Annotated in this window: 25 protein-coding genes; 16 read left to right on the top strand and 9 right to left on the bottom strand. The window is 45.0% G+C overall.

Annotation, left to right across the window (positions count from 1 at the left end; genetic code table 11):
* Positions 1-154: 154 nt before the first annotated feature.
* From R7P36_RS16610 to R7P36_RS16595, 4 genes are all read left to right on the top strand, one after another.
* Positions 155-1,954, top strand: coding sequence for a cation:proton antiporter (locus R7P36_RS16610; protein WP_005373994.1), 1,800 nt, complete (start codon positions 155-157; stop codon positions 1,952-1,954).
* A gap of 239 nt (positions 1,955-2,193) precedes the next feature.
* Positions 2,194-3,213 carry a type 2 isopentenyl-diphosphate Delta-isomerase gene (gene fni, locus R7P36_RS16605; RefSeq protein ID WP_005388695.1) on the top strand — a complete coding sequence of 340 codons (1,020 nt, stop codon included), beginning with the start codon at positions 2,194-2,196 and terminating at the stop codon, positions 3,211-3,213.
* Positions 3,214-3,407: 194 nt separating this feature from the next.
* The gene (locus R7P36_RS16600) at positions 3,408-3,671 is read left to right on the top strand and encodes a DUF3012 domain-containing protein (RefSeq protein ID WP_005373992.1); all 264 of its coding nucleotides are present in this window, start codon (positions 3,408-3,410) and stop codon (positions 3,669-3,671) included.
* 251 nt (positions 3,672-3,922) lie between these two features.
* Positions 3,923-4,321 carry a GFA family protein gene (locus R7P36_RS16595; protein ID WP_005373991.1) on the top strand — a complete coding sequence of 133 codons (399 nt, stop codon included), beginning with the start codon at positions 3,923-3,925 and terminating at the stop codon, positions 4,319-4,321.
* A 96-nt stretch (positions 4,322-4,417) separates the two neighbouring features.
* Here the strand turns inward: R7P36_RS16595 and R7P36_RS16590 are convergent, their stop codons facing one another.
* On the bottom strand, positions 4,418-4,768 hold the full coding sequence (locus tag R7P36_RS16590; RefSeq protein ID WP_025768015.1) for a rhodanese-like domain-containing protein: 351 nt from the start codon (positions 4,766-4,768) through the stop codon (positions 4,418-4,420).
* Positions 4,769-5,035: 267 nt separating this feature from the next.
* Here R7P36_RS16590 and R7P36_RS16585 point away from each other — a divergent pair, with 267 nt between their 5' ends.
* The 3 genes from R7P36_RS16585 to R7P36_RS16575 all read left to right on the top strand — a co-directional run bounded on the left by R7P36_RS16585 (position 5,036) and on the right by R7P36_RS16575 (position 7,273).
* Positions 5,036-5,326 (top strand): co-chaperone GroES, encoded by a 291-nt coding sequence (locus tag R7P36_RS16585; protein ID WP_005373989.1) that lies wholly within the window; start codon positions 5,036-5,038, stop codon positions 5,324-5,326.
* 33 nt (positions 5,327-5,359) lie between these two features.
* Positions 5,360-6,958, top strand: coding sequence for a chaperonin GroEL (gene groL, locus R7P36_RS16580; protein ID WP_047102791.1), 1,599 nt, complete (start codon positions 5,360-5,362; stop codon positions 6,956-6,958).
* 105 nt (positions 6,959-7,063) lie between these two features.
* Positions 7,064-7,273 (top strand): hypothetical protein, encoded by a 210-nt coding sequence (locus R7P36_RS16575; RefSeq protein WP_005373984.1) that lies wholly within the window; start codon positions 7,064-7,066, stop codon positions 7,271-7,273.
* A gap of 130 nt (positions 7,274-7,403) precedes the next feature.
* Here R7P36_RS16575 and R7P36_RS16570 read toward each other — a convergent pair whose 3' ends face one another.
* Positions 7,404-8,015 (bottom strand): LysE family translocator, encoded by a 612-nt coding sequence (locus R7P36_RS16570; protein WP_213899743.1) that lies wholly within the window; start codon positions 8,013-8,015, stop codon positions 7,404-7,406.
* Between the two features lie 109 nt (positions 8,016-8,124).
* Between R7P36_RS16570 and R7P36_RS16565 the strand changes: the two genes are divergently transcribed.
* On the top strand, positions 8,125-9,015 hold the full coding sequence (locus R7P36_RS16565) for a LysR family transcriptional regulator (RefSeq protein ID WP_213899777.1): 891 nt from the start codon (positions 8,125-8,127) through the stop codon (positions 9,013-9,015).
* Positions 9,016-9,074: 59 nt separating this feature from the next.
* Positions 9,075-9,446 (top strand): VOC family protein, encoded by a 372-nt coding sequence (locus R7P36_RS16560; RefSeq protein WP_053304622.1) that lies wholly within the window; start codon positions 9,075-9,077, stop codon positions 9,444-9,446.
* A 98-nt stretch (positions 9,447-9,544) separates the two neighbouring features.
* Here the strand turns inward: R7P36_RS16560 and R7P36_RS16555 are convergent, their stop codons facing one another.
* The gene (locus tag R7P36_RS16555; protein ID WP_017635120.1) at positions 9,545-9,766 is read right to left on the bottom strand and encodes a hypothetical protein; all 222 of its coding nucleotides are present in this window, start codon (positions 9,764-9,766) and stop codon (positions 9,545-9,547) included.
* Positions 9,767-9,888: 122 nt separating this feature from the next.
* Here R7P36_RS16555 and R7P36_RS16550 point away from each other — a divergent pair, with 122 nt between their 5' ends.
* The gene (locus R7P36_RS16550) at positions 9,889-10,416 is read left to right on the top strand and encodes a TetR/AcrR family transcriptional regulator (RefSeq protein ID WP_005373975.1); all 528 of its coding nucleotides are present in this window, start codon (positions 9,889-9,891) and stop codon (positions 10,414-10,416) included.
* 44 nt (positions 10,417-10,460) lie between these two features.
* On the opposite strand, the gene R7P36_RS16545 is transcribed toward R7P36_RS16550, so the two are convergent.
* Positions 10,461-11,411, bottom strand: a complete 951-nt coding sequence (locus tag R7P36_RS16545) for a helix-turn-helix domain-containing protein (protein ID WP_104976286.1) — start codon at positions 11,409-11,411, stop codon at positions 10,461-10,463.
* A 184-nt stretch (positions 11,412-11,595) separates the two neighbouring features.
* On the opposite strand from R7P36_RS16545, the gene R7P36_RS16540 reads away from it, so the two are divergent.
* From R7P36_RS16540 to R7P36_RS16525, 4 genes are all read left to right on the top strand, one after another.
* On the top strand, positions 11,596-13,008 hold the full coding sequence (locus R7P36_RS16540) for an ethanolamine ammonia-lyase subunit EutB (protein ID WP_213889591.1): 1,413 nt from the start codon (positions 11,596-11,598) through the stop codon (positions 13,006-13,008).
* A complete protein-coding gene (gene eutC, locus R7P36_RS16535; protein WP_053307170.1) occupies positions 13,001-13,885 on the top strand; it encodes an ethanolamine ammonia-lyase subunit EutC in 885 nt (294 codons plus the stop codon). The genes R7P36_RS16540 and eutC overlap by 8 nt, the downstream gene beginning before the upstream one ends.
* 11 nt (positions 13,886-13,896) lie before the next feature.
* Positions 13,897-15,300, top strand: a complete 1,404-nt coding sequence (eat, locus tag R7P36_RS16530; protein ID WP_005373969.1) for an ethanolamine permease — start codon at positions 13,897-13,899, stop codon at positions 15,298-15,300.
* 187 nt (positions 15,301-15,487) lie between these two features.
* Positions 15,488-16,543: an NAD(P)H-dependent flavin oxidoreductase gene (locus tag R7P36_RS16525; protein ID WP_213899742.1), complete on the top strand. Its 1,056-nt coding sequence runs from the start codon at positions 15,488-15,490 to the stop codon at positions 16,541-16,543.
* Positions 16,544-16,581: 38 nt separating this feature from the next.
* Here the strand turns inward: R7P36_RS16525 and R7P36_RS16520 are convergent, their stop codons facing one another.
* Positions 16,582-17,061 carry a peptide-methionine (S)-S-oxide reductase gene (locus tag R7P36_RS16520; RefSeq protein WP_054701515.1) on the bottom strand — a complete coding sequence of 160 codons (480 nt, stop codon included), beginning with the start codon at positions 17,059-17,061 and terminating at the stop codon, positions 16,582-16,584.
* Positions 17,062-17,278: 217 nt separating this feature from the next.
* Here R7P36_RS16520 and R7P36_RS16515 point away from each other — a divergent pair, with 217 nt between their 5' ends.
* Positions 17,279-18,019 (top strand): DNA-binding transcriptional regulator YciT, encoded by a 741-nt coding sequence (locus tag R7P36_RS16515; RefSeq protein ID WP_017635127.1) that lies wholly within the window; start codon positions 17,279-17,281, stop codon positions 18,017-18,019.
* Here the strand turns inward: R7P36_RS16515 and R7P36_RS16510 are convergent, their stop codons facing one another.
* From R7P36_RS16510 to R7P36_RS16495, 4 genes are all read right to left on the bottom strand, one after another.
* Positions 18,020-18,913 carry a DMT family transporter gene (locus tag R7P36_RS16510; protein WP_005373960.1) on the bottom strand — a complete coding sequence of 298 codons (894 nt, stop codon included), beginning with the start codon at positions 18,911-18,913 and terminating at the stop codon, positions 18,020-18,022.
* A 154-nt stretch (positions 18,914-19,067) separates the two neighbouring features.
* The gene (locus R7P36_RS16505; protein ID WP_033906300.1) at positions 19,068-19,424 is read right to left on the bottom strand and encodes a VOC family protein; all 357 of its coding nucleotides are present in this window, start codon (positions 19,422-19,424) and stop codon (positions 19,068-19,070) included.
* Positions 19,425-19,453: 29 nt separating this feature from the next.
* The gene (locus R7P36_RS16500; RefSeq protein ID WP_213872736.1) at positions 19,454-20,107 is read right to left on the bottom strand and encodes an isochorismatase family protein; all 654 of its coding nucleotides are present in this window, start codon (positions 20,105-20,107) and stop codon (positions 19,454-19,456) included.
* Positions 20,108-20,139: 32 nt separating this feature from the next.
* Positions 20,140-20,865: an NUDIX domain-containing protein gene (locus R7P36_RS16495; protein ID WP_005373953.1), complete on the bottom strand. Its 726-nt coding sequence runs from the start codon at positions 20,863-20,865 to the stop codon at positions 20,140-20,142.
* Between the two features lie 298 nt (positions 20,866-21,163).
* Between R7P36_RS16495 and pncB the strand changes: the two genes are divergently transcribed.
* On the top strand, positions 21,164-22,474 hold the full coding sequence (gene pncB, locus R7P36_RS16490) for a nicotinate phosphoribosyltransferase (protein WP_025998656.1): 1,311 nt from the start codon (positions 21,164-21,166) through the stop codon (positions 22,472-22,474).
* The last annotated feature ends 126 nt before the right edge of the window (positions 22,475-22,600 follow it).

Below are 22,600 nucleotides of genomic sequence, written 5' to 3'. Positions count from 1 at the left end.
CGCCAAATGACTTCAAACATGTGCGTTTCGTAGCGATGTCATCGAAGGTCAGTCGTTTGATTTGCACGTTCGGTAGTTTCTATCTGACCGTAAGGCTGAATGTATTCGGGTATAGCGCATTCACGCGAAAAAAGACAAAAACAGGTAATTATTGATGCAAGTGGGTAATGAAGCGCTGGTGCTGTCAGCGGTTGGGGTTATTGGTTTAGGTTGCCAATGGTTAGCTTGGCGATTGCGTTTGCCAGCGATTTTATTTTTGTTGTTGGCAGGGCTGATCGTCGGGCCATTTATGCAGTGGTTAAATCCTGATGAGATATTAGGTAATTTGCTCTTTCCGTTGGTCTCTTTGGCGGTGGCAGTGATTTTATTTGAAGGCAGTTTGACCTTAAATTTTAAAGAAATTCGTGGCGTGAGTGGTTCGGTATGGAGCATTGTTTCCATCGGGGCGATCATTTCGTGGGCGGCGACCAGTATCGCAACACACTATTTCCTCGGCTTTACTTGGGAGCTTGCCATGTTGTTCGGCAGCTTAACCGTAGTAACAGGGCCGACGGTCATCGTGCCACTTCTACGAACCGTAAGACCTAACAGTACGCTTGCTAACATTTTGCGATGGGAAGGGATTTTGATTGACCCGCTCGGTGCGCTTTTTGTTGTGATGGTTTACGAGTTTATCGTATCTCACAGCGCGATAAATAGCGTCGAAGTGTTTGGGACGATCATTGCTGTCGGTGTCATGCTAGGTGCGGCCTCAGGCTATGCAGTTGCGACGATCATGCGTCGCTCTTGGCTACCGGAATATTTGCAGCCATTTGCGGTTTTGATGGTGGTTCTAGGTGTATTTTCGGTCTCTAACCACATTGAGTCTGAAGCTGGGTTACTAACCGTCACCGTAATGGGTATGTGGCTCGCAAACGCTAAAGACATCAATATTCAGCAAATTCTGCACTTTAAAGAGCATTTAACCATTTTACTGATCACCGGATTGTTCATCTTCCTTGCGGCTCGAATCAGTCTGGATGATTTTGCTGCGCTAGGTAGCGGTGCGTTATTGTTGTTTGTATTTATGCAGTTAGTGTCGCGTCCGTTATCGATTTTTCTTTCAACCTTCCGCAGCAACTTGCGTCTTAAAGATAAGCTGTTTTTGTCTTGGGTTGCACCGCGCGGCATTGTTGCTGCTTCGATTTCGTCTCTTTTCGCGATCAAATTGACCGAATACGGCATTGATGAAGCGATTTTACTGGTCCCTATGACCTTCATGGTGATTATAGGAACGGTCGTGTTACAAAGTGCGACGGCACGTCCTGTAGCGCTGACGTTGGGCGTTGCAGAGCCAGCACCACGCGGCTTCTTGTTGATTGGTGCTAACCGAGTAGCAAGAGAAATAGGGCAGGCGCTGGCGCGTTATGACCGCCGCGTATTAATGACTGACTCAAACTGGGAGTACATCAGTCAGGTTCGTATGTTGGGGTTGGATTACTATTACGGCAACCCTATTTCTAGTCACGCGGACGACAACTTGAACTTGATAGGAGTTGGACAAGTGGTTGCATTAACGCCCGATCAGCATTTCAACATTATGGCTTGCATGCAATTCGTCGACGAGTTTGGGGAAGATAAAGTTCACTGCTTACAAAAAGTGAAAACCAACGGCAATGGCAGCGAGAAGCACTCCGTGGCTCAGGAGTACCATGGTAAATTGCTGATGGGCGGCAATGTAAGCTATACCCAGCTAGCCAGTATGTTAAGTCGTGGTGCAGAGGTTAAACACACGAAATTGAGCGATAACTTCACGTATCAAGATTATTTAGCGCATCACAAAGGTAGTTCAGTTGTACCGCTGTTCCATGTAGAAGAAAAAGGAAAAATTCAATTCTGTGATGATCCCGAACAGTTTGAACCAACGACGACAAGTACTGTTGTGTCGCTAATTCTGTCGGACAGCGTAAAGTAAACTACAGAGCAATGTGATCCATTTTCATCATGGGTCTCGTACGCTGATTATCTCAATTTGAAGAGAAACTTGCCGGCTTGTTGAAAACGGAAAGCGAGTTTCTTTTCTTATAATGTCAGGGGGCAGTCGAGATTCATTACTCGTTTCGGAAAAGTAATCCGGCAAATTCACAAAATTCGCATTGACGTTACTGATAAGGATCGCAATACTGCGCGACTGTTTTACTTTAGGGTGACATTATGGCTCCGCAAACTAACCGAAAAGATTTACACCTAGATGCTGTTTTACATCATGATATGAGCATGAAGCATAAAACGGCGGGTTTTGAGTCTGTCGAGTTTGAACACTGTGCGCTGCCAGAATGTGACTTTCACGCGATCGATTTATCGACAGAGTTTCTTGGTCATCAATTAGCGCTACCGTTTTTGATTAGCTCGATGACTGGCGGAGCAAAAGACGCAGAAACGATCAATTGTCGTCTAGCTGAAGCAGCAAGTGAATTAGGTATTGCCATGGGTGTGGGCTCGCAACGGATTAGCTTAGAAGAAAGTCAGCATTCGGGCTTGGGTAAAACCATTCGTGAGTTGGCGAAAGAAGTACCGTTGTATTCCAATCTTGGAGCCGCTCAATTGCTCGATAAAGGTAAACTCGATAATGCGCAACGTGCGGTTGAGGCGATTCAAGCAGATGCCTTGTTTGTGCACGTTAATCCAATGCAGGAAGCGTTTCAGAAAAATGGCGACCACAATTGGGTTGGTGTTTTCCAGGCAATTGAGATGCTTAAATCTCGCGTGAAGGTTCCTATCATTATCAAAGAAGTCGGTTTTGGTATTAGCGGACACGTTGCGCAGCGATTAATTGATGCTGGTGTGGATGCAATTGACGTTGCGGGCGCGGGTGGCACAAGCTGGAGTGCGGTTGAAGGGTATTGCCAAGATAATCCGAAAATGCAGCGTGCAGCCGAGCTTTTCCGCGATTGGGGTGTCCCTACAGCAACATGTTTGGCTCAAATCCGCGCACTGCATCCTACATTACCGTTGATCGCCTCGGGAGGTGTTCATAACGGACTTGAAGCGGCGAAAGCCATTCATTTGGGTGCTAATCTCATTGGGCAAGCTGGTGCGGTATTAAAAGCTGCGACGATCAGCACGCAGTCTGTCGTCGATCACTTTGAACAAATGGCATTAGAGCTGCGTTTAGCGTGCTTTGGTACTGGCTCTTTTAAGGTTGGTGAGCTAACAAAAGCGCGCTGCCTATAGCTTTTAGAATGGCGCGCTTTACACAGAGTCGCTCAATAATTTTTCGGTGTCTTAACACGTAGACTGATAATTTCGTTATAGTTGATACAAAAGTCACTTCAGCTAGTGACGCCTTTATTCAGACACTTGAATGGGCACGTGTTGAAGAGATTGAGTTTAATTTTACTATTGTTTGCAACTGGAACCTTAAATTTATGAAAAAACTAGTCATGCTGATGTTGGCGGCTTCTGCTTTGACCGCTTGTAGTGATGAAGTGGGCACTGAAGGCTGGTGTAACGACATGCGCGATAAGCCAAAAACAGAATGGACAGCAGACAACGCGGTAGACTTTGCAAAGCATTGTGTTCTGCAAGATGGTGTCGGCAGCGAGCAATGGTGTGAAAACCTGAAAGATAAGCCGAAAGGTGACTGGACTGCAAACGAAGCGACCAGCTTTACTAAACACTGCATTTTTTAAGCACAGCGGAAAGCGCCTTTTCTGAGGCGACATTCTGTGAGGTAAACACCAAGCGTTATTGCTTGGTGTTTTTGTATCTAAAATAGCTCTATTTTTCACGTGTCAGCGCACTTCCCTCTGAATGGAAAGTTTTACATTTTCGTTTCATTTTTGAAAACCTGTATTGCCTGTCTTTAATTTTTCGTATTGCAATGGCATGGTGTCGAGATAGCCATCTAATTCAATTAGATTGATAACAAAAAGGAATTCAAATGGAAGTACTAAAAGGCTCATGTCTGTGCGGCAAGGTAAAGTTGGAAGTGGCAGATGAATTTAAGTACATGGGAAATTGCCATTGCTCTGAATGCCGCAAGTTCACAGGTTCTGACTATTCATCTGCCGGTGGTATTGCGTTGGATAAACTGCTTATTATCCAAGGGAAAGAAGATATTCAAACTTATCAGAAAAGCGAAAATACCATGCTATGCTTTTGTCGCCACTGCGGATCGAGCCTGTATTCGAAAAAGAACAATGGGATCGTCAATATTCGCCTTGGTATCTTGGATGACACACCTTCTCACAAGCCTGATTTCCATATTTTTGTCGCATCGAAAGCGCCATGGATCGAGATATCGGATAACCTGACTCAATTTGATGCAGGGCCCAGATAGTAGAGTTGTTGTAGATAAGTATTTAGAAACAGAGCGCGTTACAATACGCTTGCGACGCGCTCTGTGCTTTTACTTTGTATATTAGAACGGAGACGACTATTTGGCGTCTTGTAGTTCTTCAAAGCCACCTGCATTGTGCAGATTCGTAAAGCCTTGCGATTGTAAGTATTGATACGCTTTGCCAGAGCGGTTACCACTGCGACAGTACAACACGATAGCTTGATCTTTATCGACGTCTTGAAAATGTTTATCAAGTTCAGATAAAGGGAAGTTGACGGCATTATCCAAATGCCCTTCAGAAAACTCTTGCGGCGTGCGCACATCGACAATCATCGCGCCCTCGTCAATCAATTGCCAACCTTGTTCAGCGCGTTCAGAAGCTGACACGTTGGGTGAGAGGAAGCCAACGCATAACGTTGCAAGAAATAGAGATACGGCCTTTTTCATTGTTTGATTATCCTTTTTAAGAGTACGTAACCACTCTAGATTTGATTGAGCACATTTTCCTTCATAAAGAGATGCTAAGTGGTTGTGAATGCGATAATTCGATAGAAAATTTTATTTAATTTAATAAAAAATTTTTATCAAATTCACCTCTTGAACTCTCATTTTTCGACCTTATTATTTTCATCGAAAGCGAGCTGTCGACTCGCAAATCCATCTTGATGTTTATTTTGTCTTTTATTTTTGGTTCCAAGTAGGAGGCACTTAAAAATGAAAATTCGTCCTTTAAATGACAAGCTAATTGTTGAAAGACAAGAGGTGGAAAATAAATCTGAAGGGGGAATCGTTTTAACTTCTCAGTCGGTGAAAAAATCAAACCGCGGGAAAGTCATTGCTGTTGGTTTAGGTAAACGTCTTGAAAATGGCGAACGCGCTGCGATGGAAGTCAAAGTGGGCGACCAAATCATTTTCAATGACGGTTACGGCGTGAAAACCGAGAAAATTGACGGCGCAGAATACTTAATTCTGTCCGAATCTGATGTGTTAGCAATCGTTGAGTAATTATTTTTGTAGTAGTTTTTTGAGGAGATAACCATGGCTGCAAAAGACGTATTATTTGCTAATGACGCACGTCAAAAAATGCTGAAAGGTGTGAACTTACTGGCGGACGCAGTAAAAGTGACACTAGGCCCGAAAGGCCGCAACGTTGTGCTTGATAAATCTTACGGCGCGCCAACCATCACCAAAGATGGCGTGTCTGTAGCGAAAGAAATCGAACTGAAAGATAAGTTCGAAAACATGGGCGCACAAATGGTGAAACAAGTGGCGTCCAAAGCGAATGATGAAGCGGGGGACGGTACAACGACGGCTACCGTACTGGCGCAATCTTTCATCAATGAAGGTCTTAAAGCGGTAGCCTCTGGCATGAACCCAATGGACCTAAAACGTGGTATCGACAAAGCCACTGAAGCGGCGGTTGAGAAACTACGTGAAATGTCTAAGCCATGCAGCGACAAAGAATCCATCATCCAAGTGGGTAGCATTTCTGCAAACAGCGATCGCGCGATCGGTGAAATCATTGCAGAAGCGATGGAAAAAGTGGGTCGCAATGGCGTGATTACGGTGGAAGAAGGCCAAGGTCTAGACAACGAATTGTCTGTGGTTGAAGGTATGCAATTTGACCGCGGTTACTTGTCGCCATACTTCATCACTAACCAAGAAAATGGCAGCGTCGAGCTAGACAACCCATACATCTTATTGGTGGACAAAAAAGTCAGCAGCATCCGCGAGCTATTGCCTGTACTAGAAGAAGTAGCGAAATCTTCTCGCTCGCTATTGATCATTGCTGAAGACATCGAAGGTGAAGCGTTAGCGACATTGGTTGTGAACAACATGCGCGGCATCGTGCGTGCGACCGCGGTGAAAGCGCCTGGCTTTGGTGACAACCGTAAAGCGATGATGGAAGACATTGCGGTACTAACTGCTGGTACGGTCATCTCTGAAGAAATCGGCCTAGAGCTCGAAAAAGCAACGTTAGAGCAACTAGGTAGTGCGAAGAAAGTGACCATTACCAAAGACACAACAACCATTGTGGGTGGCGCAGCAGAAGCAAGCGCGATTGCTGATCGTGTGGCTTCGATTGAAAAACAAATCGAAACAACCACTTCTCAATACGACAAAGATAAGCTTCAACAACGTGTTGCGAAGCTATCTGGCGGCGTAGCGGTGATCAAGATCGGCGCTGCAACCGAAGTTGAGATGAAAGAGAAGAAAGACCGCGTGGACGATGCGCTACACGCTACTCGCGCAGCGGTTGAAGAAGGTATTGTTGCTGGTGGTGGTGTTGCCCTAACTAAGATCGCGAAAGAATTGGCGGATCTAAAAGGCGACAATGATGACCAAAACGTGGGTATCCGAGTTGCGCTACGTGCAATGGAAGAGCCTCTTCGTCAAATCGCAACTAACGCAGGTGACGAAGCTTCTGTTGTGGCGAACGCTGTCAAAGCTGGTGATTCCGATTACGGTTACAACGCTGCAACAGGTGAATACGGCAACATGATCGAAATGGGCATCTTGGACCCTGCGAAAGTAACACGTTCAGCGCTTCAATTCGCAGCGTCTGTTGCTGGCTTGATGATCACCACTGAAGCGATGATCACCAACCACGTTGAAGACAAAGAACTTGATATCTAACGTCATCAATCGTTAGTGATTAAGTAAGCGTTAAAATAACAATAACATTGCAAAACCTAAGCGGGCTCGCTTGAGCCCGCTAATCAGTCATTTGAGGTAAGTGTTATGACCCGTTTACCTGCGTTTTCTTTCTCAATATCTGAGCCGGGCGGTAATGAAGCTTCGTCAACGTGGCCGACTGCTATTCACTTCCCCCTCGTTCCAGCTGGGCCAGAGTTTTCGATCGAAAATGCTTTGCCTAAACGTCCGACAGTGACGATATTCACTATCGATCTGTCTCAGTTATTTAAAGGGGACGCTCGGGTCATCCATTAACTGTATCGAAACAGCCAGCGCACGTTGGCTGTTTTTTCTAATTTAAGGTATTGATAATGCAGATTTTTATTTGATTACAGCCACTTGTTCAATGATCAATTTGAATTGGGGTAATCGGACCGCAAGCGTACTACACTTTTAAGCCCAGCATCGCGCCGAAAATGATTAATCCCGCCCCACATGCTTGATTGAGTCGATGCTTAATCTTCAACAAGAAAGCTTGTAGCTGGGGTGACGTGAATAAAACAGCAACGATAGAAAACCAAATACCATGCAGCGCAATCATATAAATCCCGTAGAACAAGGCGATGTGTTGCTGACTAGAGTCGGGAGAAATCACTTGGCTAAAAATACTCAGAAAAAACAGCATCGTCTTGGGATTGAGTAAATTATACAGAAACCCCTGCATGAAAAATCGCCACATTGAATACTCGCTCTGTTGAACGGTTTCTGAGTTTGATGCAGGTTGCGAGGAGAATATTCCTTTAATCCCAAGGTAGACAAGATAAGCGGCTCCAAGATAGCGCACGAGATTAAACAACCATTCATTTTGTGAAATTAAGTAACTGATCCCCAGCATGGAGTAAGCGGTGTGGATGCTTATCGCCATGCTGATACCAATCGCACTGTATACGCCTGCTTTTCGTCCTTGATTTAAGCTATTTCTTAATACCAAAACAAAGTCTGCGCCAGGGCTAATGACAATAAGCACACCTAATAACGCAAGAGTTACAAATTCCATATCGATTTCCTGTTTGAATGATGAAGTCTGGGATGTAGCGGAATTGTAGGTGTCTTTATTACTGACTATAATCGAAAAATATTCCCATATTGGTGAGAAAAACTCACAGATGCGTCACCTGAAATCTTTTTATGTCTTCCACGTTGCGGCGAGTTCTTCAAGCTACACTGAAGCGGCTGACAAACTGAACATTACTCACGGAGCCGTGAGTAAGCAGATCAAGCAACTTGAGCAATATCTGTCTCAACCTTTGTTCTTCAAAGAGGGCAGGAAAGTCGTGTTGACGGCGGAAGGCGAATTACTCAAGACATACACAGAAACGGCATTCCAAACGCTAGAAACAGGCGTGAATACGCTTATTCAAGAGAAGCATCAGCATCTTGAAGTGTCTTGTGAACCGACATTAACCATGCGCTGGTTGATGCCAAGGTTGGCCGCGTTTAATGATGAACACCGTGCTGATGTTCGTTTGTCGACGGCTGGTGGTCCGGTAACATTAGGATCAACTGGGCTTTCGATGGCGATTCGTCGAGACGATTTTGCGCAGTATCACGATTACGACAAAACCATTCTTGTGGAAGAGTGGGTGGGGCCGGTATTTTCTCCTGAGTGTTGGCAATCCATTAAAGACAATTTGAAAGCAGCTCGATTGTTGAATAGCCAAACCAGACCGAATGCTTGGGCGGATTGGCAGCAATCAACACGTTGTGAAACTTTCAACGGCAACACTCAGCAATCATTCGCGCATTTTTATTTTTGCATACAAGCCGCAGTGGATGGCTTAGGCGTCGCAATGGGATCGTATCCTTTTGTCATGGACGATATTAAGCGTGGTAATTTGGTCGCACCATTTGGGTTTTCTCCATCAAGTTGCAATTACGTTTTATTGAGTCAAGATAAAAAGCGTACAGAACTCGAACATAAATTTATCACGTGGTTACAAACGCAAATGGCAGAGTGTGTGCCACTGTCATCACAGCAGATTACGCAAGGCGAATAGAAGGCATAGAGCGAGATTACGTCAGTCAGTTTTATGGAAAAAGGCTTAGGAAATTGGAAATGGAAAACCTCAATATTGTTGAAATCAAATCATTTGTTCCGGCGAAAGATTACGCGCTATCAAAACGCTTTTATGAGGCGATTGGCTTTGAAATGGCGTCGGACTTCGGTGATGTAGCATACTTCTCTCAAGGTAGCTGCGCGTTTCTTTTACAGAATTTTTATGAGCCAGAACACGGCAATAACTTCATGATGCACTTGCTCGTAGAAGACGCAGAAAGTTGGCATCAGCACTTATCCAAAGTGGGTCATGAGGAATTTGGTTCGCGTTTGACAGAGCTAGTCGAGCAACCTTGGGGCATACGCGAATGTTGTTTGTTTGACCCTAGTGGCGTTTTATGGCGAATTGGCCAGAACATGAATACTGACTAAAGCCAGTCTTATTTTCACCGCATCTACGCGCAGGTATTGAGATCTCGATATCTGCGCGTTTTCTTTTTTACTTAGCCTTGCCAACGTTTGTAGCGCACTCACGCCTTTTTCGAGGTGGTGTGCGATGGGCTAACGCCAAAAAACTCCTCAAGCAGCATGGCTTTGAGTTCCGCTCTGACTTCTGCGCCACCGATTAACGCCAAAAGTGCGAGTCCTCCTGGAATAAGGATGACCATTAATATCGGTCTTAAAATATACGAAAAGCAGAAGATGGTCGGGAAGAAAATCAATCCTTGGCCTAGTTTGTTTAATACGTACATGAGCGATTCCTTTTGTTTTTATATAAAATGAGCATGCTCAATTTTATAAATGAGCGCGCTCAATTTGTCAATCTCAACCACGCAAGGTATGATCCTTTCAGGCTCATTAAGCAGACACATCAATGACGAAGCGACAACAAACCAGAGATAAAATTCTAAAAGCCGCATGGGCATCTTTTGCTCAAAATGGCTATGACATGACGACCACAAGGCAGATAGCGAGAGAAGCAGGAGTAGCCGATGGCACAGTGTTTAGCCATTTCCCGACTAAACTGTCGATTTTGCGCGAAGGGATGCTGGCGCAACTGCAACAGATCAGCCAAGAAACGCTAGTCAGTGTGGAAGGTAAAACCGATATCGACATTGGTTTGGCGCTGACGGAGAAATACTATCGCTACTATTTTGCGAACGTTGAGCTGAGCCGAGCTTTGTTGAAAGAAGTGATTTGGGATTTGGATTATTATCAGTCGTTTAACCAAGCTTTGTTTCAATCTGTAAACGGAAGCTCCGTCCTTGAGGGAAAAATACCGCTGATTTTTGACTGCTATTTTATGACGTTAATCTCGCACTTGAGCCGTGCAGAACCGGATGTTGAAGCGGCACTTGAAGAGCTTCATGCTAAGTTTCAGCAAATCATTGCGACTGCATAACATGGCCCCAACGCAGGATCTGAAAGAATATACTGCCTGTCATCTTATTTGCTGGACTCCCATTTTCTCGTTTCAGTTGGTGTCTCACCAAATAGCCGCTTGTAGCTTTGACTGAACTGCCCGAGATGGAAAAAACCAAAGTCAAAAGCGATTTCTGCAATTGTTCGATTATCTTCAGGGCTTTGTAGCACTCTACGTACTTGATTCAGGCGCATTCGATGTATGAACTGCTTTGGGGAAGTATTACAGCAATGTTCAAAGGTGTACTGTAGTGTGCGACGACTGACGTGTACTGCATCACACAGTTCACTGACGGTTATCGGTGTACGGTAGTCTAGATCCTGTAGCTGTTGTTTTATACGGTGCATCACGTGTTGACGATGAGAGATTGATATCGGATGGCTCGTGTGCAGTGAACTGAGTGAGAACAGCTCCAGCACAATATCTTTTAAGATTGCTTGATGTGTGGTTTCAGACCATCTTGGTTCGGCGGAACCAAGTAACATGCCTAAGTAGTATTTAAGTTGTTGAATGTGTTTTTCCGTCAAACCCGTTAAGTGTAATGTGTTGTTTTGGATACTCCCAAGCTCAAGTTGATTTTCTATGATGTGAACGAAGTTTTTGTCGAGCACTATTCCATAGATAGAAAACTGCTCCGGTGTCATTAACTCAAAATCAGCGCCACCTTGCCTAAGCAAAAGTTGGCTTGAATTAAACTGACTGTGATTTAGGTGTAGCGGCTTATTTTCCGCACTCAAACCCAACCAAATACCTCCCTCTTCAACCCTGCATTGCTGTCTTAGCGAGCGGTTACTGTCTTCACGAAATACATGGAAATTGGGAAATCGTCGTTCTCGAATTTGACCTAAAAATCGACCATCGCTGAGTTGGTCATATTCCTGTTGCCAGTTTATCAGACTCGCAGCTTGTTGGTTTGCATCCTTAGTGTGATGGATGCACAGCATTGGTGCAGTTTGGGGCATTTGGTTACTCATCCTTGTGATGCTCATTCCTTTTTTGTGAGTCATGTTGGAGCAGTATTTACATAACTCATTGTTTATTATTGGTTTATAAATGTTGCCAGTTTTTGATAACGCTACGGAACACATTTGGCAATACTTTCTTAAAGCTTATTGATAGTTCAGCAAAAAGCGAACCAAATAGTGAAGAGGAAGAGCAATGACGGCAACTTATCGTCGGCAACAAGGAAGTAAAGTCTATACCTTTAAGTCATTAGCTGACTTGATGGCGAAAGCGACACCGGAACGCTCAGGCGATGCGTTAGCCGGGGTTTGTGCTCAGTCAGCGGCAGAACGTGTAGTCGCACAAATGGCGCTGTCTGAGTTACCACTTAAAACGTTTCTTAACGAGGCGGTTATTCCATACGAAAGCGACGATATCACTCGCCTAATTATCGATACGCATGACCTTGCAGCCTTTAAGCCGATTGAGCACTTGACGGTCGGAGATTTTCGAAATTGGCTGCTGAGTGAAGAAGCCGATGGTGAAACGTTGGCTAAAATTCGTCAAGGTTTAACACCAGAAATGGTGGCCGCAGTCAGTAAGATTATGCGCAACCAGGATTTGATTCTCGTTGCTAAAAAATGCCAAGTTGTCACGGCTTTTCGGAATACGATAGGTTTGCCGAGTCGCCTGTCTACTCGCTTACAGCCGAATCATCCCACTGATTCTCTCAACGGTATCGCAGCGACCATTTTTGATGGTCTGATGTACGGAAATGGCGATGCGGTTATCGGTATCAATCCGGCAACAGATAATGTACCTCAAGCTATTAAGTTAATGAACTTAATGGATGAGGTGATTCAACACTATCAAATACCGACTCAGTCTTGTGTGTTAACTCATGTCACGAACACGATCGAAGCCATTGAAATGGGTGCACCAGTCGATCTCGTTTTTCAGTCGATAGGTGGCACGCAAGGGACGAATGATACCTTCGGAATCGACTTGTCGATTTTGAAAGAGGCCCATGAAGCCGCGTTGTCTTTGAATCGAGGTAGTGTAGGAAACAATGTGATGTATTTTGAAACCGGACAAGGTACAGCGCTGTCTGCTAATGCATTTCATGGGGTCGATCAGCAGACTTGTGAAGCCCGCGCTTATGCTGTCGCGAAACAGTTCGATCCTTTGTTGGTTAATACTGTCGTTGGGTTTATTGGCCCTGAGTATCTGTTTGATGGCAAACAGATCATTCGTGCTGGGCTTGAAGATCATTTCTGTGGGAAGTTGCTTGGTTTACCTATGGGTTGCGATATCTGTTACACCAATCATGCTTATGCCGATCAGAATGACATGGATAACTTGCTGACACTATTAGGTGTGGCCGAGTGCTCGTTCATCATGGGTATTCCAGGGTCTGATGACATCATGCTCAACTATCAAACTACCTCATTTCACGATGCCCTTTACGCAAGAAAAGTACTCGGTTTGAAGCCAGCACCAGAGTTTGAACAATGGTTAATGGAGATGCAGATTTTCGAGAGCGTGCAAGACGTTCGGTTAAGTGAGCAAATCTCTCGCTCGTTTTCGGGAGCAATTAACCAATTGAATAAGGGGTATTCTCATGGGTAAAGTAATCACCATTGCTCAGTCCCCACAAGATGAGTCTGAAGTTGTCACACACAACCCGTGGGGCAAGTTACGTGACTTCACTTCTGCTCGGATCGCTCTGGGTCGTAGCGGGAACAGTGTACCAACCAACGAGTTACTCTCATTTCAGCTGGATCATGCCCAAGCTATGGATGCAGTGCATTGCAGTTTGAATGTTGACTCTCTCGTTGCTGGTTTGTCGGACTCTTACTCGATTCTTGAAAATACCTTAGAACCTCCAGTGGTAGTGAGCAGTCAAGTGAGTGACCGGCTTATGTACCTGCAAAGGCCCGATTTAGGAAGGCTGCTTGATGAATCTTCTTGGCAAACGCTCAACTTGATAGCAAATGAGCATAACACTGACATTGATCTTGCGATTGTTATTGCTGATGGACTTTCTTCCGTCGCAATTCAAAACCATGCCGTGCCTGTTGTTACTCGATTGATTTCTCTTTTAAGCGCTGATGATGAACATCAATGGAAATTCGCACCTATCACAATCGTAAAGCAAGGAAGAGTAGCGGTAGGGGATGATGTTGGTGAATGTTTTAACGCCAAGGCCGTGCTGGTTTTAATTGGAGAGAGACCCGGTCTAACTTCTCCGGATAGCATGGGTATGTATCTCACTTGGGGGGCTAAACGAGGCTCTAAAGATTCCCAAAGAAACTGCATTTCCAATGTGCGCCCTCAGGGGCTCAACTATGACGATGCCTGTGAACGCGCATTTTACTTGCTCAAGGAGGCTCGAAAATTACAACTGTCAGGAGTGAATCTGAAAGATCGCTCCGATATCAATGAGCCAAGTGGCGCAAGCGTTGAAGATAAACACAGCGACAACTTTTTAATTTCATCAAAGTAGAAGGATTTACTATGTCTAAACATCAGGAGTACTTGGCCAAAAGGCAGCTAAAAAGAGGCACCGCAGGTTGGATTTTACTTGCTGGCTTAGGTGTCTCGTATGTTATATCTGGTGACTTTGCCGGTTGGAACTTTGGCATCGCTCAAGCAGGATGGGGAGGCTTTCTTATTGCTGCTATCGCGATGGCAGTAATGTATTTCACGCTAGTATTGTCTTTAGCTGAAATGTCTGCGGCTATTCCTGCTGCGGGTGGTGGTTACAGCTTCGCAAGACAGGCGATGGGGCCGACAGGTGGCTTTTTCACTGGCTTATCAGTTTTGATTGAATATGCGCTCGCGCCTGCTGCGATAGTGATTTTTATTGGCTCAGCAGTGAATGAATTGGTTGGTATCGATGGCCCTGTTGTTTACGCACTTTTCTACGCCGTCTTTATCGCTATTCATATGGCAGGTGTTGGCGAAGCTCTCAAAGTGATGATGGTCATCAGCGGCTTGGCTGTGCTAGCTATTCTCATTACTGCTGCTGTGCTTATTGGTCACTTTGATGTTAATAACTTATTCGATATTGCTCCGGCGACGGCTCAGGCAACAGAAATCTTGCCGTTTGGGTGGTATGGCGTATGGGCTGCGTTGCCATTTGCAATGTGGTTGTTTCTTGCGGTTGAAGGTGTGCCTTTAGCGGCAGAGGAGGCAAAAAATCCGGCAAAAGATGTTCCCAAAGGCATCATTGGTGCGATGCTGTTTTTATTGCTAACCGCAACTCTCGTAGTCGTCCTTTTGGCTGGTGCGGTTGGCTCAAAGGTCATAGGCGATAGCGCGGTGCCATTAGTTGACGCCCTAAAGCTTACGGGCAATTCAACGGTAGCAATGGCCGTGAACTTACTCGGGTTAGCTGGCCTTATCGCTTCTTTCTTTTCTATCATTTATGGTTACAGCCGCTTGGTGTTTGCGCTTTCCCGCGCGGGTTATTTACCGCAAACTTTGTCATTAACCAGTGACAAAAAAGTGCCTTCTCGTGCGCTTTTGGTTCCGGGCGTTTTTGGGTTCTTGGTTTCACTTACGGGGGAGGGGGACTTAATCTTGGCGATGGCTGTTGTCGGTGCGACTGTATCGTACGCATTAATGTCCTTGAGCCATATTTTATTGCGAATTAAACAGCCGGAATTAACTCGTCCATATAAAACGCCTGGTGGGATAATTACTTCGAGTATTTCTCTGGTGCTTTCTTTGATCGCAATGACAGGTGTTTATGCTTTTGATCCCTCAGCCTTTTTCATGACAATGGGATTGTTTCTTATCGGTGGTGTTTATTATGGGTTATACAGCCGCAACAAACTGGTGGCAGCAACCGCCGAGGAAGAGTTTGCCATGCTGTCTGTAGCAGAGCTAGAGCTTGAATCAGATGTCGTACGATAGTCACTTTGATTCTTGTTATTCAGCATATTAAGGGAGCCATAGGCTCCCTTTGTCATTTCTATCAAAAGTGCATAGCGCACAAATGCATCACTTTAACTTTATAAGCGGTTAATCATGTGAAAGTCTAGTCTGGATAACGATGGCGCAGATCCATCACAGGTAAAGGTTAAGTTTTCAAGGAAAGAGCATGATAAACAAGGTATTTAATACACTTTTGGGAACAGAGTTACCGATTATTCAAGCACCAATGGCCGGTGTGCAAGACAGCCAAATGACCATAGCCGTCAGTAATGTTGGCGGGCTTGGCTCGTTACCTTGTGGAATGCTGAACAAAGACGCCATCGTAAAAGAACTTCAACTTATCAAGCAGGCAACTAACCGACCGTTTAACCTCAATTTCTTTTGCCATGAAATGCCGGAGTATGACGGCAACAAGCACGAAAAGTGGCAAAAAACGCTGCAACCGTATTTTTCCGAGGTTGATGCAACCGTTCAGGCTCAGCCAAACGCTCCGACAAGGATGCCTTTCAATCATGATATTGCTGACGCGATTGAACCATTTGCACCGCCAGTGATCAGTTTCCACTTTGGTTTGCCAGACGATGATCTGTTAGCTCGAATTAGAGGGTGGGGAGGGAAGATCCTTTCGTCAGCGACCACGGTGGACGAAGCACTTTGGCTAGAAGCAAAAGGCGTTGACGGTATTATCGCCCAAGGCTTGGAGGCTGGTGGACACCGAGGTATGTTTTTATCGGATGATTTAACTACTCAATTAAGTTTGATGGCGTTATTACCACAAATCGCCAAACGGGTGAATTTGCCCGTTATTGCTGCAGGCGGAATCGCTGATAGAAGTGGGGTGGAAGCCGCGTTGAGATTAGGAGCGAGTGCCGTTCAAGTTGGCAGCGTCTATTTGTTGTGTGATGAGGCGAAAACATCGTCTTTACATCGATATGCCATTGCCAGTGAACGCGCGCAACATACCGCAGTGACCAATGTTTTCTCGGGCCGACCAGCGAGAGGCATTGTGAATCGCGCGATGTCGGAGCTAGGCTACATCAGTGAGTTTGCGCCGAAATTCCCATACGCCTCCATTGAAATGGCTCAACTAAGAGCGCTTATGGAAAAGCAAAACCGAGATGAATTCACACCGTTGTGGTGCGGACAAAACTCGTCGGGTTGTAAGGAAATATCGGCGGCAGAAATGACATTGTCATTAGTGGAAGGCATCGATTTAAACTGATATGCATCTTGCCTTTTAAAGCGATGCTGACTGAATGGTTACGAGTTATCCCTGTATTTATGTAGTAAATCTAATGGGATGTGACAGTAATCATTCGGAAAGTTTGTGAGTCTGTCTTGGTGCTCATCATCACTTGGTACATAATTCGTGAGTGGCAGTACTTCTACGGCGATCTTGTCGGCGTCCGGTCGTGCTGCGATAAACGCTTTCGCGATGGTGAGATGCTGTTCGTTTTGGCTATAAACACCAGTACGGTACTTCTCACCTACGTCTTCACCTTGCTTGTTAACGCTGTAAGGGTCGATTATCTCAAACAAATACCCCATTAAAGTTTCAACCGAAACTTGCTCAGGGTCGAACTGGGTTTTCACGCACTCTGCGTAGCCATCGTACTCGGATTGAGTGTTATCCGTTGTGCCATTTGCTCGCCCGGCTTCTGTGTTGATTACGCCCGGAAGGTGGCGCATAAATTCTTGCACGCCCCAAAGGCAACCGCCTGCGAAGTAAATTTCTTCCATTACTTTTATCCTAGTCTTTACCGTTGTTGGGATGTAGGGAGCTAACCCCTCTTCTTCCATCCCATTTTCGTTGCCCTATTATCTGTTGATGGGAGCGATATTCGCAAGGTGCAGCTTGGCTAATCAGACCACGCGTTTTTTCCTTTTTACTTTCAAGTTCTTTTCATATGAAACATCAGGTGAGTATACTGTAAGCTCATCAATAAGGAGCGAACCTGTGAACCCAAGACAAAATGAAATCCTGCAATTAGTGAACGACCGTAAACGCGTTCAAGTCACGGAGCTTTCTGACATCATTGGCGTGTCGGGCGTGACCATCAGACAGGATTTGAACTTTCTGGAGCAACAGGGCTACCTAAAGCGCGTTCACGGCGCAGCTACCGCGTTGCAAAGTGATGACATTGATGCCCGCCTAGAAGTACGTTTCGATATTAAACAATCGCTCGCAAACCAAGCTGCGGATTTGGTCGCACCGAATGAGACAGTGCTGATTGAAGGAGGCAGTGCCAATGCGTTGTTGGCTCGGACATTGGCTGAGCGCGGCGATGTGACCATTATTACGCCATCGGCGTATATCGCCCATCTCATCCGTAACACTTCTGCCAACATTATCTTGCTTGGTGGCGTGTATCAGCACCAAGGCGAGAGCTTGGTCGGACCGCTGACTAAGTTGTGTATTGAGAACATTCATTTCAGCACGGCCTTCTTGGGTATTGACGGCTTCCATCAAGACACTGGCTTTACTAGCCGCGACATGATGCGCGCTGAGATTGCAGAAACCATCATTGCGAAAAAAAGGCGCAATATTGTTCTAACGGATTCTAGTAAATTTGGGCAAATTTATCCCTCATCAATTGGTAAGACTGACGAAATATCAGTGCTGCTGACTGACAAAGCCGCTCCGAAAAGCGACCTTGAACAAATCAAAAAGCGAGGTGTGGAAGTTATATTAGGCTGATTAAGCCACGCTTCGTTTTCTCTTCGCGAGCATTGCTGTTGGGGAGAAACCGGTGACTAGCATAGTGCCGCTAAGCACTAGAATTGTTCCTATGATGGTGTTAGAGCCGACGGGCTCATCTAGCACCAAGTAGCCCCATAAGATACCAAAAACAGGAACAAGAAAAGTGACAGTCAGTGCTGACGCTGGGCCGATATCAGAAACTAAGCGGAAATAGAGCAAATAAGCGAACCCTGTGCATACAACGCCGAGCGTGACAACAGAGCTCCATTCGAAATGACTTGGTTCTGCACGCATTGGTAAGAATGGTAGCAGCGGCAGTACCCAAATAACCGCCGCCCACATGCTGCCGTGAGCATTATCAAAAGCAGGTACTTGTGGCGCATTTTTAGTGTAGTTGGTAGCAATGCCATAGCTGAAAGAAGCCATCAAACTGGCGGCAATAGGGAGCATGGCTTCTTCACCTATGGTTGAAGTATCTAAGCCGACCAAGACTGCAACGCCTCCAATGCCTATTAGCATACCGAGAACAGATTTCGCTGTGAGTGGGCTGCGGTACCAAACAAAGCCAACTAGTGCTCCCCATATTGGGGCGGTTGAGTTCAATATTGCTAAAGTTGATGCATTCAGTGTCTGGGCTGCGTACGCAAAGAGTAAAAATGGAACTGCGCTATTGAATAAGCCAATAATAAAGAAGTGTTTAGTATGCGCAGTTAACGTGAGTTTCTTCTTCAAATATACGGCGATCAATAACAAAGCGACGGCGGCAAATGTAACTCGAAATTCGATTAAGTAAGCCGGCCCGAATGTGTTGGCGGCGACTCGCATAAACAGAAACGAGCCACCCCAAATAGCAGCGAGGCAGAGTAAGCGAAAAAAACTGACGGCAGTCATTTGACATCCTTGGTCGAGGTCTAGCGCCTCATCGATTAATTGTTGCGCTAACAGTGAATTAAACCAAGGATGAGGTCAACCAGAAATGTAATGCCAGTTCCGGATCTGGCTAGCTTGGGCTCACGTTGATGGTGTGTTGTTGATTTGTGATCACTTAATGGCTCTCTGACCATACTGCGAATTCATTTCCACTCGGTTCAGTGAAGTGGAATCGACAGCCGCCGGGGAATTCGAAAATAGGGCGGATAATTTTTCCACCATGCTGCTCTACTTTTGTCTGAGTGGCCTGAATGTCTGAGCTATAAAATACTAAAAGTGCGCCACCATTTGCGATTTGGTTTATAAACTCAGATTTGAAGAATCCGCCATCCAATCCTTGTCCTGAAAATGCAGAATATTCTGGACCATAATCGGTAAAGCTCCAGTCAAAAGCACGCTCAAAAAATTGTTTAGTCGCACTGACATTAGTGGAACCAAATTCAACGTAATTCAATTTTTCATGTTGATGCATGGTGAAATCCTTCTCGGTTACTATCGTTTCTAGGCGAACTTTTCTACGATGATGTCGTCCGCTTTTTCGACAAATAATGCGCCATTATCTCTGAGCTCTGTCAGCACATTCTCTACATTATCAGGCAGCACCGCACGAGTTGAAGCAAGATTAACTACCACATTGTAGCCAAGTTCCAGCGCTTGCATGACGGATTTTTTCACGCAAAAGTCTAAGGCAAGGCCACCGATAACTAAGGTATCAATCCCGTTGAACTTTAGAAATTCATGCGCACCTGTCGTTTTGGTGTCGGCAATATCATGGAAAAAAATACCGTAAGGGTGTGCGTCAGGATCCATACCTTTATTAACTTGAAAATCGTAGTCCAACACGGGTGGTAAGCCATCTAGCAGCTCAGAACCTGTTGTGCCAAGCACACAGTGACGGTTCCACTTTATATCCACATTCGGTAAACCAACGGGCTCAAGCATATTGGCTGGCGATTCTGCATCCCATTTTGCTTTCGGTGGGTGCAAGTCACGACTGACCAGTTTTAATCGGCCTTTGGCATGATTGTTCAAAAGTTCCGGTACGATTTCCAACGCACCTGCAACGGGCAGTTCATCTGGACATAACTCACTAAAGCCTCTCTCTGGATCAACGTCGATCACTGCTGTAGTTTGATAGTTTACTCGAACAGTCATGGCAGACTCCTTGTCTGTCTGATTGTCTGCGTTTATCCACGCAAACAGTTTTGAAAAAAGGTTACTTCGTCGCTAGTCAGCGTATATACCATTGCGGGTTTTCCACCTTTGCCTTTGTTGGTTGAAGCGACTTTATTAGTGGGTTTTAGTACGCCTGAATCTATCAAGCGGCGCTTAATCGTCATTCGGCTGATATCAATACCAAACTCTTGATAAGCAGAAATGATGTCCGCAACCAAAAACTCTTTGTCTAATGCAAACAAAAGAACCGATGTGTATTCAATGGATGCACGAAGCTTTTGCCACGCTTTTTCAATGGTTTTTTGATGATCAAATGCGAGGGTTTCTTCTCCATTGAGAATAGCCTGTAGCGAAAACCATTTAAGTTGGCATTCCGGTACACCTGCATTATTTATTTGCTCTACATTGTTACGATCAACTAAGGCGTAGTGCGTAATGTTTAAGCTCCAGTCTTCTGGATCGCGTTTTGGATCACCGTCGATAAACGCTTCGCTAAAATGGCGAGGGTAGGTATGGATTTTCTCACGGCAAATTCGGCGACGCGCCGCTTCAAAGTTTTCATCGGCCGGGCGTCCGCCTTCACTGGTTAAGTCTTTATCAAAGACAAATCCGCCCGGTAGTGCCCAGACTCCATGGTATGGCCGATTTGGATTTGAACGTTTAATCAACAACACTTCCAATCCCTTATCGGCACAGCCAGATAGCCTGAATGGAATAATGTCGACAGATACGATCATGGTTGGGTCCTAATATTGATTTGTAAATAATCTAGCGCATAACAAGTGGTCAATCAATGGGTAAGTAACGAGTTGTTAGAAACGTTTTTGGTAGTGTTCGTAATACGGTTTGAGCATAAATTTACGGATGACTCTGACTTATTCACAATGCTTGCTCGAATTCTAGACAAAAAAACCTTATAAAAATGAGTGGTTAGTAACAAAAGTTGACAAACTATAGATGGGTGTTTATTGTTTACGCAAATTAGTTAGTAACAAAAAGTTATATACCCAGGAAGGGCATGTAGAAGGGCACCTAATGACCACCAAACTATTTTCTTCCCGCATCATTCAAAGCGCTTTGGATTTCGATGTCTACAAAGTCAATATGATGAGCGCTGTAACAGCGCTTTACCCTGATGCGATGGTGTCATATAAGTTTATCGTGCGCAGTGAGGAAGACCTCTCTGAGCTTTTGCCTGAGGTAAAAGCCGAAGTCCTTAAACTGCAAGATATTCAATTTACGCAAGAAGAAATTGAATATATTAAGCGTGTCGCACCTTACCTGAATCCTGACTTTGTTGATGCACTGCGCCATTTCCGTTTCAACCCACAAAGTGATGTCTCTTTCCATAATAAAGCCATGGCTGATGGCTCAAGCCAGTTAAGAATTACCATTAACGGTTTGTGGCGAGATACCATCTTGTACGAAACGATCATCATGAGCATCGTGTCTGAAGTTCGTAGCCGTCAGCGTTGGTCAGATATCCCTGTTGCGCAATTTACCACTGTTTTAGAAGAGAAAGTTCGACACCTAAAGTCGGAACTAAAACGTCGTAACATTACTAACTTTAAATTTTCTGACATGTCGACGCGTCGACGTTTTTCCTTCCAAGCTCAGCGCACTATGCTGGAATATTTGTGCCAGGAAGTGCCGGAATGTTTGACAGGAACAAGCAACTATCACTTAGCAAAAGAGCTAAACTTGACGCCTATCGGCACCGTTGCTCATGAATGGTTTATGGGACACCAAGCTCTGGTGAATGTGCGAGATTCGCAAAAAGTGGCGTTGCAACGTTGGCAAAAAATGTTTAATGGTGCACTAGGTATTGCGTTAACCGATACGATTGGTATCGATGCTTTCCTTAAAGACTTTGATGAAGAACTAAGTAACGCGTACTTCGGTGTACGTCACGATAGTGGTTGCCCTTATAGCTGGGGTGAAAAAATGATTGCACACTACCAGTCGCTGAATATAGACCCATTAACAAAAACACTGGTGTTTACCGACGGACTTAACTTCGAACAAGCGTTAGATATTTGCGAGTATTTCCAAGGACGTATTCAGGTGAGTTTTGGTATCGGTACTTTTCTTGCCAATGATATGGGTGATTATGTCAATAAAGATGGTGACGCCTACCAGCCACTTTCTATCGTGATAAAAATGGTCACGTGCAATGGTTCACCGGTCGCCAAAATCAGTGACGAACCTGAGAAAGCCATGTGTGAAGATATCTTCTTTTTGATGAATCTCAAGCGCCGCTTTGAACAACCTCTTGATTTAAATGAGTGTCGTAAAATGATTGATCGTTTAGAAACTGAAGGTCAAAATTATCTCATCGACGTGTAGGCGTTATCCTCTCTCCTTGATAAGCACCCTCTATCGTTACGACAAATTTATATAGGTAAACGTGGAGGGTGATTTCGTTATAGTAATATACAGAAGTAACCAGATACAGCGCAGGAAAGCACTCAA

This window comes from Vibrio sp. 397, assembly GCF_033339395.1.
Lineage (GTDB): Bacteria > Pseudomonadota > Gammaproteobacteria > Enterobacterales > Vibrionaceae > Vibrio > Vibrio alginolyticus.
This window is presented reverse-complemented; position numbering and strand designations above follow the sequence as displayed.

Bases quoted from the DNA above. Each gene is read 5' to 3' on its own strand.
- R7P36_RS16610 (WP_005373994.1), top strand. From the start codon at position 155: ATGCAAGTGGGTAATGAAGCGCTGGTGCTGTCAGCGGTTGGGGTTATT.
- fni (WP_005388695.1), top strand. From the start codon at position 2,194: ATGGCTCCGCAAACTAACCGAAAAGATTTACACCTAGATGCTGTTTTA.
- R7P36_RS16600 (WP_005373992.1), top strand. From the start codon at position 3,408: ATGAAAAAACTAGTCATGCTGATGTTGGCGGCTTCTGCTTTGACCGCT.
- R7P36_RS16595 (WP_005373991.1), top strand. From the start codon at position 3,923: ATGGAAGTACTAAAAGGCTCATGTCTGTGCGGCAAGGTAAAGTTGGAA.
- R7P36_RS16590 (WP_025768015.1), bottom strand. From the start codon at position 4,768: ATGAAAAAGGCCGTATCTCTATTTCTTGCAACGTTATGCGTTGGCTTC.
- R7P36_RS16585 (WP_005373989.1), top strand. From the start codon at position 5,036: ATGAAAATTCGTCCTTTAAATGACAAGCTAATTGTTGAAAGACAAGAG.
- groL (WP_047102791.1), top strand. From the start codon at position 5,360: ATGGCTGCAAAAGACGTATTATTTGCTAATGACGCACGTCAAAAAATG.
- R7P36_RS16575 (WP_005373984.1), top strand. From the start codon at position 7,064: ATGACCCGTTTACCTGCGTTTTCTTTCTCAATATCTGAGCCGGGCGGT.
- R7P36_RS16570 (WP_213899743.1), bottom strand. From the start codon at position 8,015: ATGGAATTTGTAACTCTTGCGTTATTAGGTGTGCTTATTGTCATTAGC.
- R7P36_RS16565 (WP_213899777.1), top strand. From the start codon at position 8,125: ATGCGTCACCTGAAATCTTTTTATGTCTTCCACGTTGCGGCGAGTTCT.
- R7P36_RS16560 (WP_053304622.1), top strand. From the start codon at position 9,075: ATGGAAAACCTCAATATTGTTGAAATCAAATCATTTGTTCCGGCGAAA.
- R7P36_RS16555 (WP_017635120.1), bottom strand. From the start codon at position 9,766: ATGTACGTATTAAACAAACTAGGCCAAGGATTGATTTTCTTCCCGACC.
- R7P36_RS16550 (WP_005373975.1), top strand. From the start codon at position 9,889: ATGACGAAGCGACAACAAACCAGAGATAAAATTCTAAAAGCCGCATGG.
- R7P36_RS16545 (WP_104976286.1), bottom strand. From the start codon at position 11,411: ATGAGTAACCAAATGCCCCAAACTGCACCAATGCTGTGCATCCATCAC.
- R7P36_RS16540 (WP_213889591.1), top strand. From the start codon at position 11,596: ATGACGGCAACTTATCGTCGGCAACAAGGAAGTAAAGTCTATACCTTT.
- eutC (WP_053307170.1), top strand. From the start codon at position 13,001: ATGGGTAAAGTAATCACCATTGCTCAGTCCCCACAAGATGAGTCTGAA.
- eat (WP_005373969.1), top strand. From the start codon at position 13,897: ATGTCTAAACATCAGGAGTACTTGGCCAAAAGGCAGCTAAAAAGAGGC.
- R7P36_RS16525 (WP_213899742.1), top strand. From the start codon at position 15,488: ATGATAAACAAGGTATTTAATACACTTTTGGGAACAGAGTTACCGATT.
- R7P36_RS16520 (WP_054701515.1), bottom strand. From the start codon at position 17,061: ATGGAAGAAATTTACTTCGCAGGCGGTTGCCTTTGGGGCGTGCAAGAA.
- R7P36_RS16510 (WP_005373960.1), bottom strand. From the start codon at position 18,913: ATGACTGCCGTCAGTTTTTTTCGCTTACTCTGCCTCGCTGCTATTTGG.
- R7P36_RS16505 (WP_033906300.1), bottom strand. From the start codon at position 19,424: ATGCATCAACATGAAAAATTGAATTACGTTGAATTTGGTTCCACTAAT.
- R7P36_RS16500 (WP_213872736.1), bottom strand. From the start codon at position 20,107: ATGACTGTTCGAGTAAACTATCAAACTACAGCAGTGATCGACGTTGAT.
- R7P36_RS16495 (WP_005373953.1), bottom strand. From the start codon at position 20,865: ATGATCGTATCTGTCGACATTATTCCATTCAGGCTATCTGGCTGTGCC.
- pncB (WP_025998656.1), top strand. From the start codon at position 21,164: ATGACCACCAAACTATTTTCTTCCCGCATCATTCAAAGCGCTTTGGAT.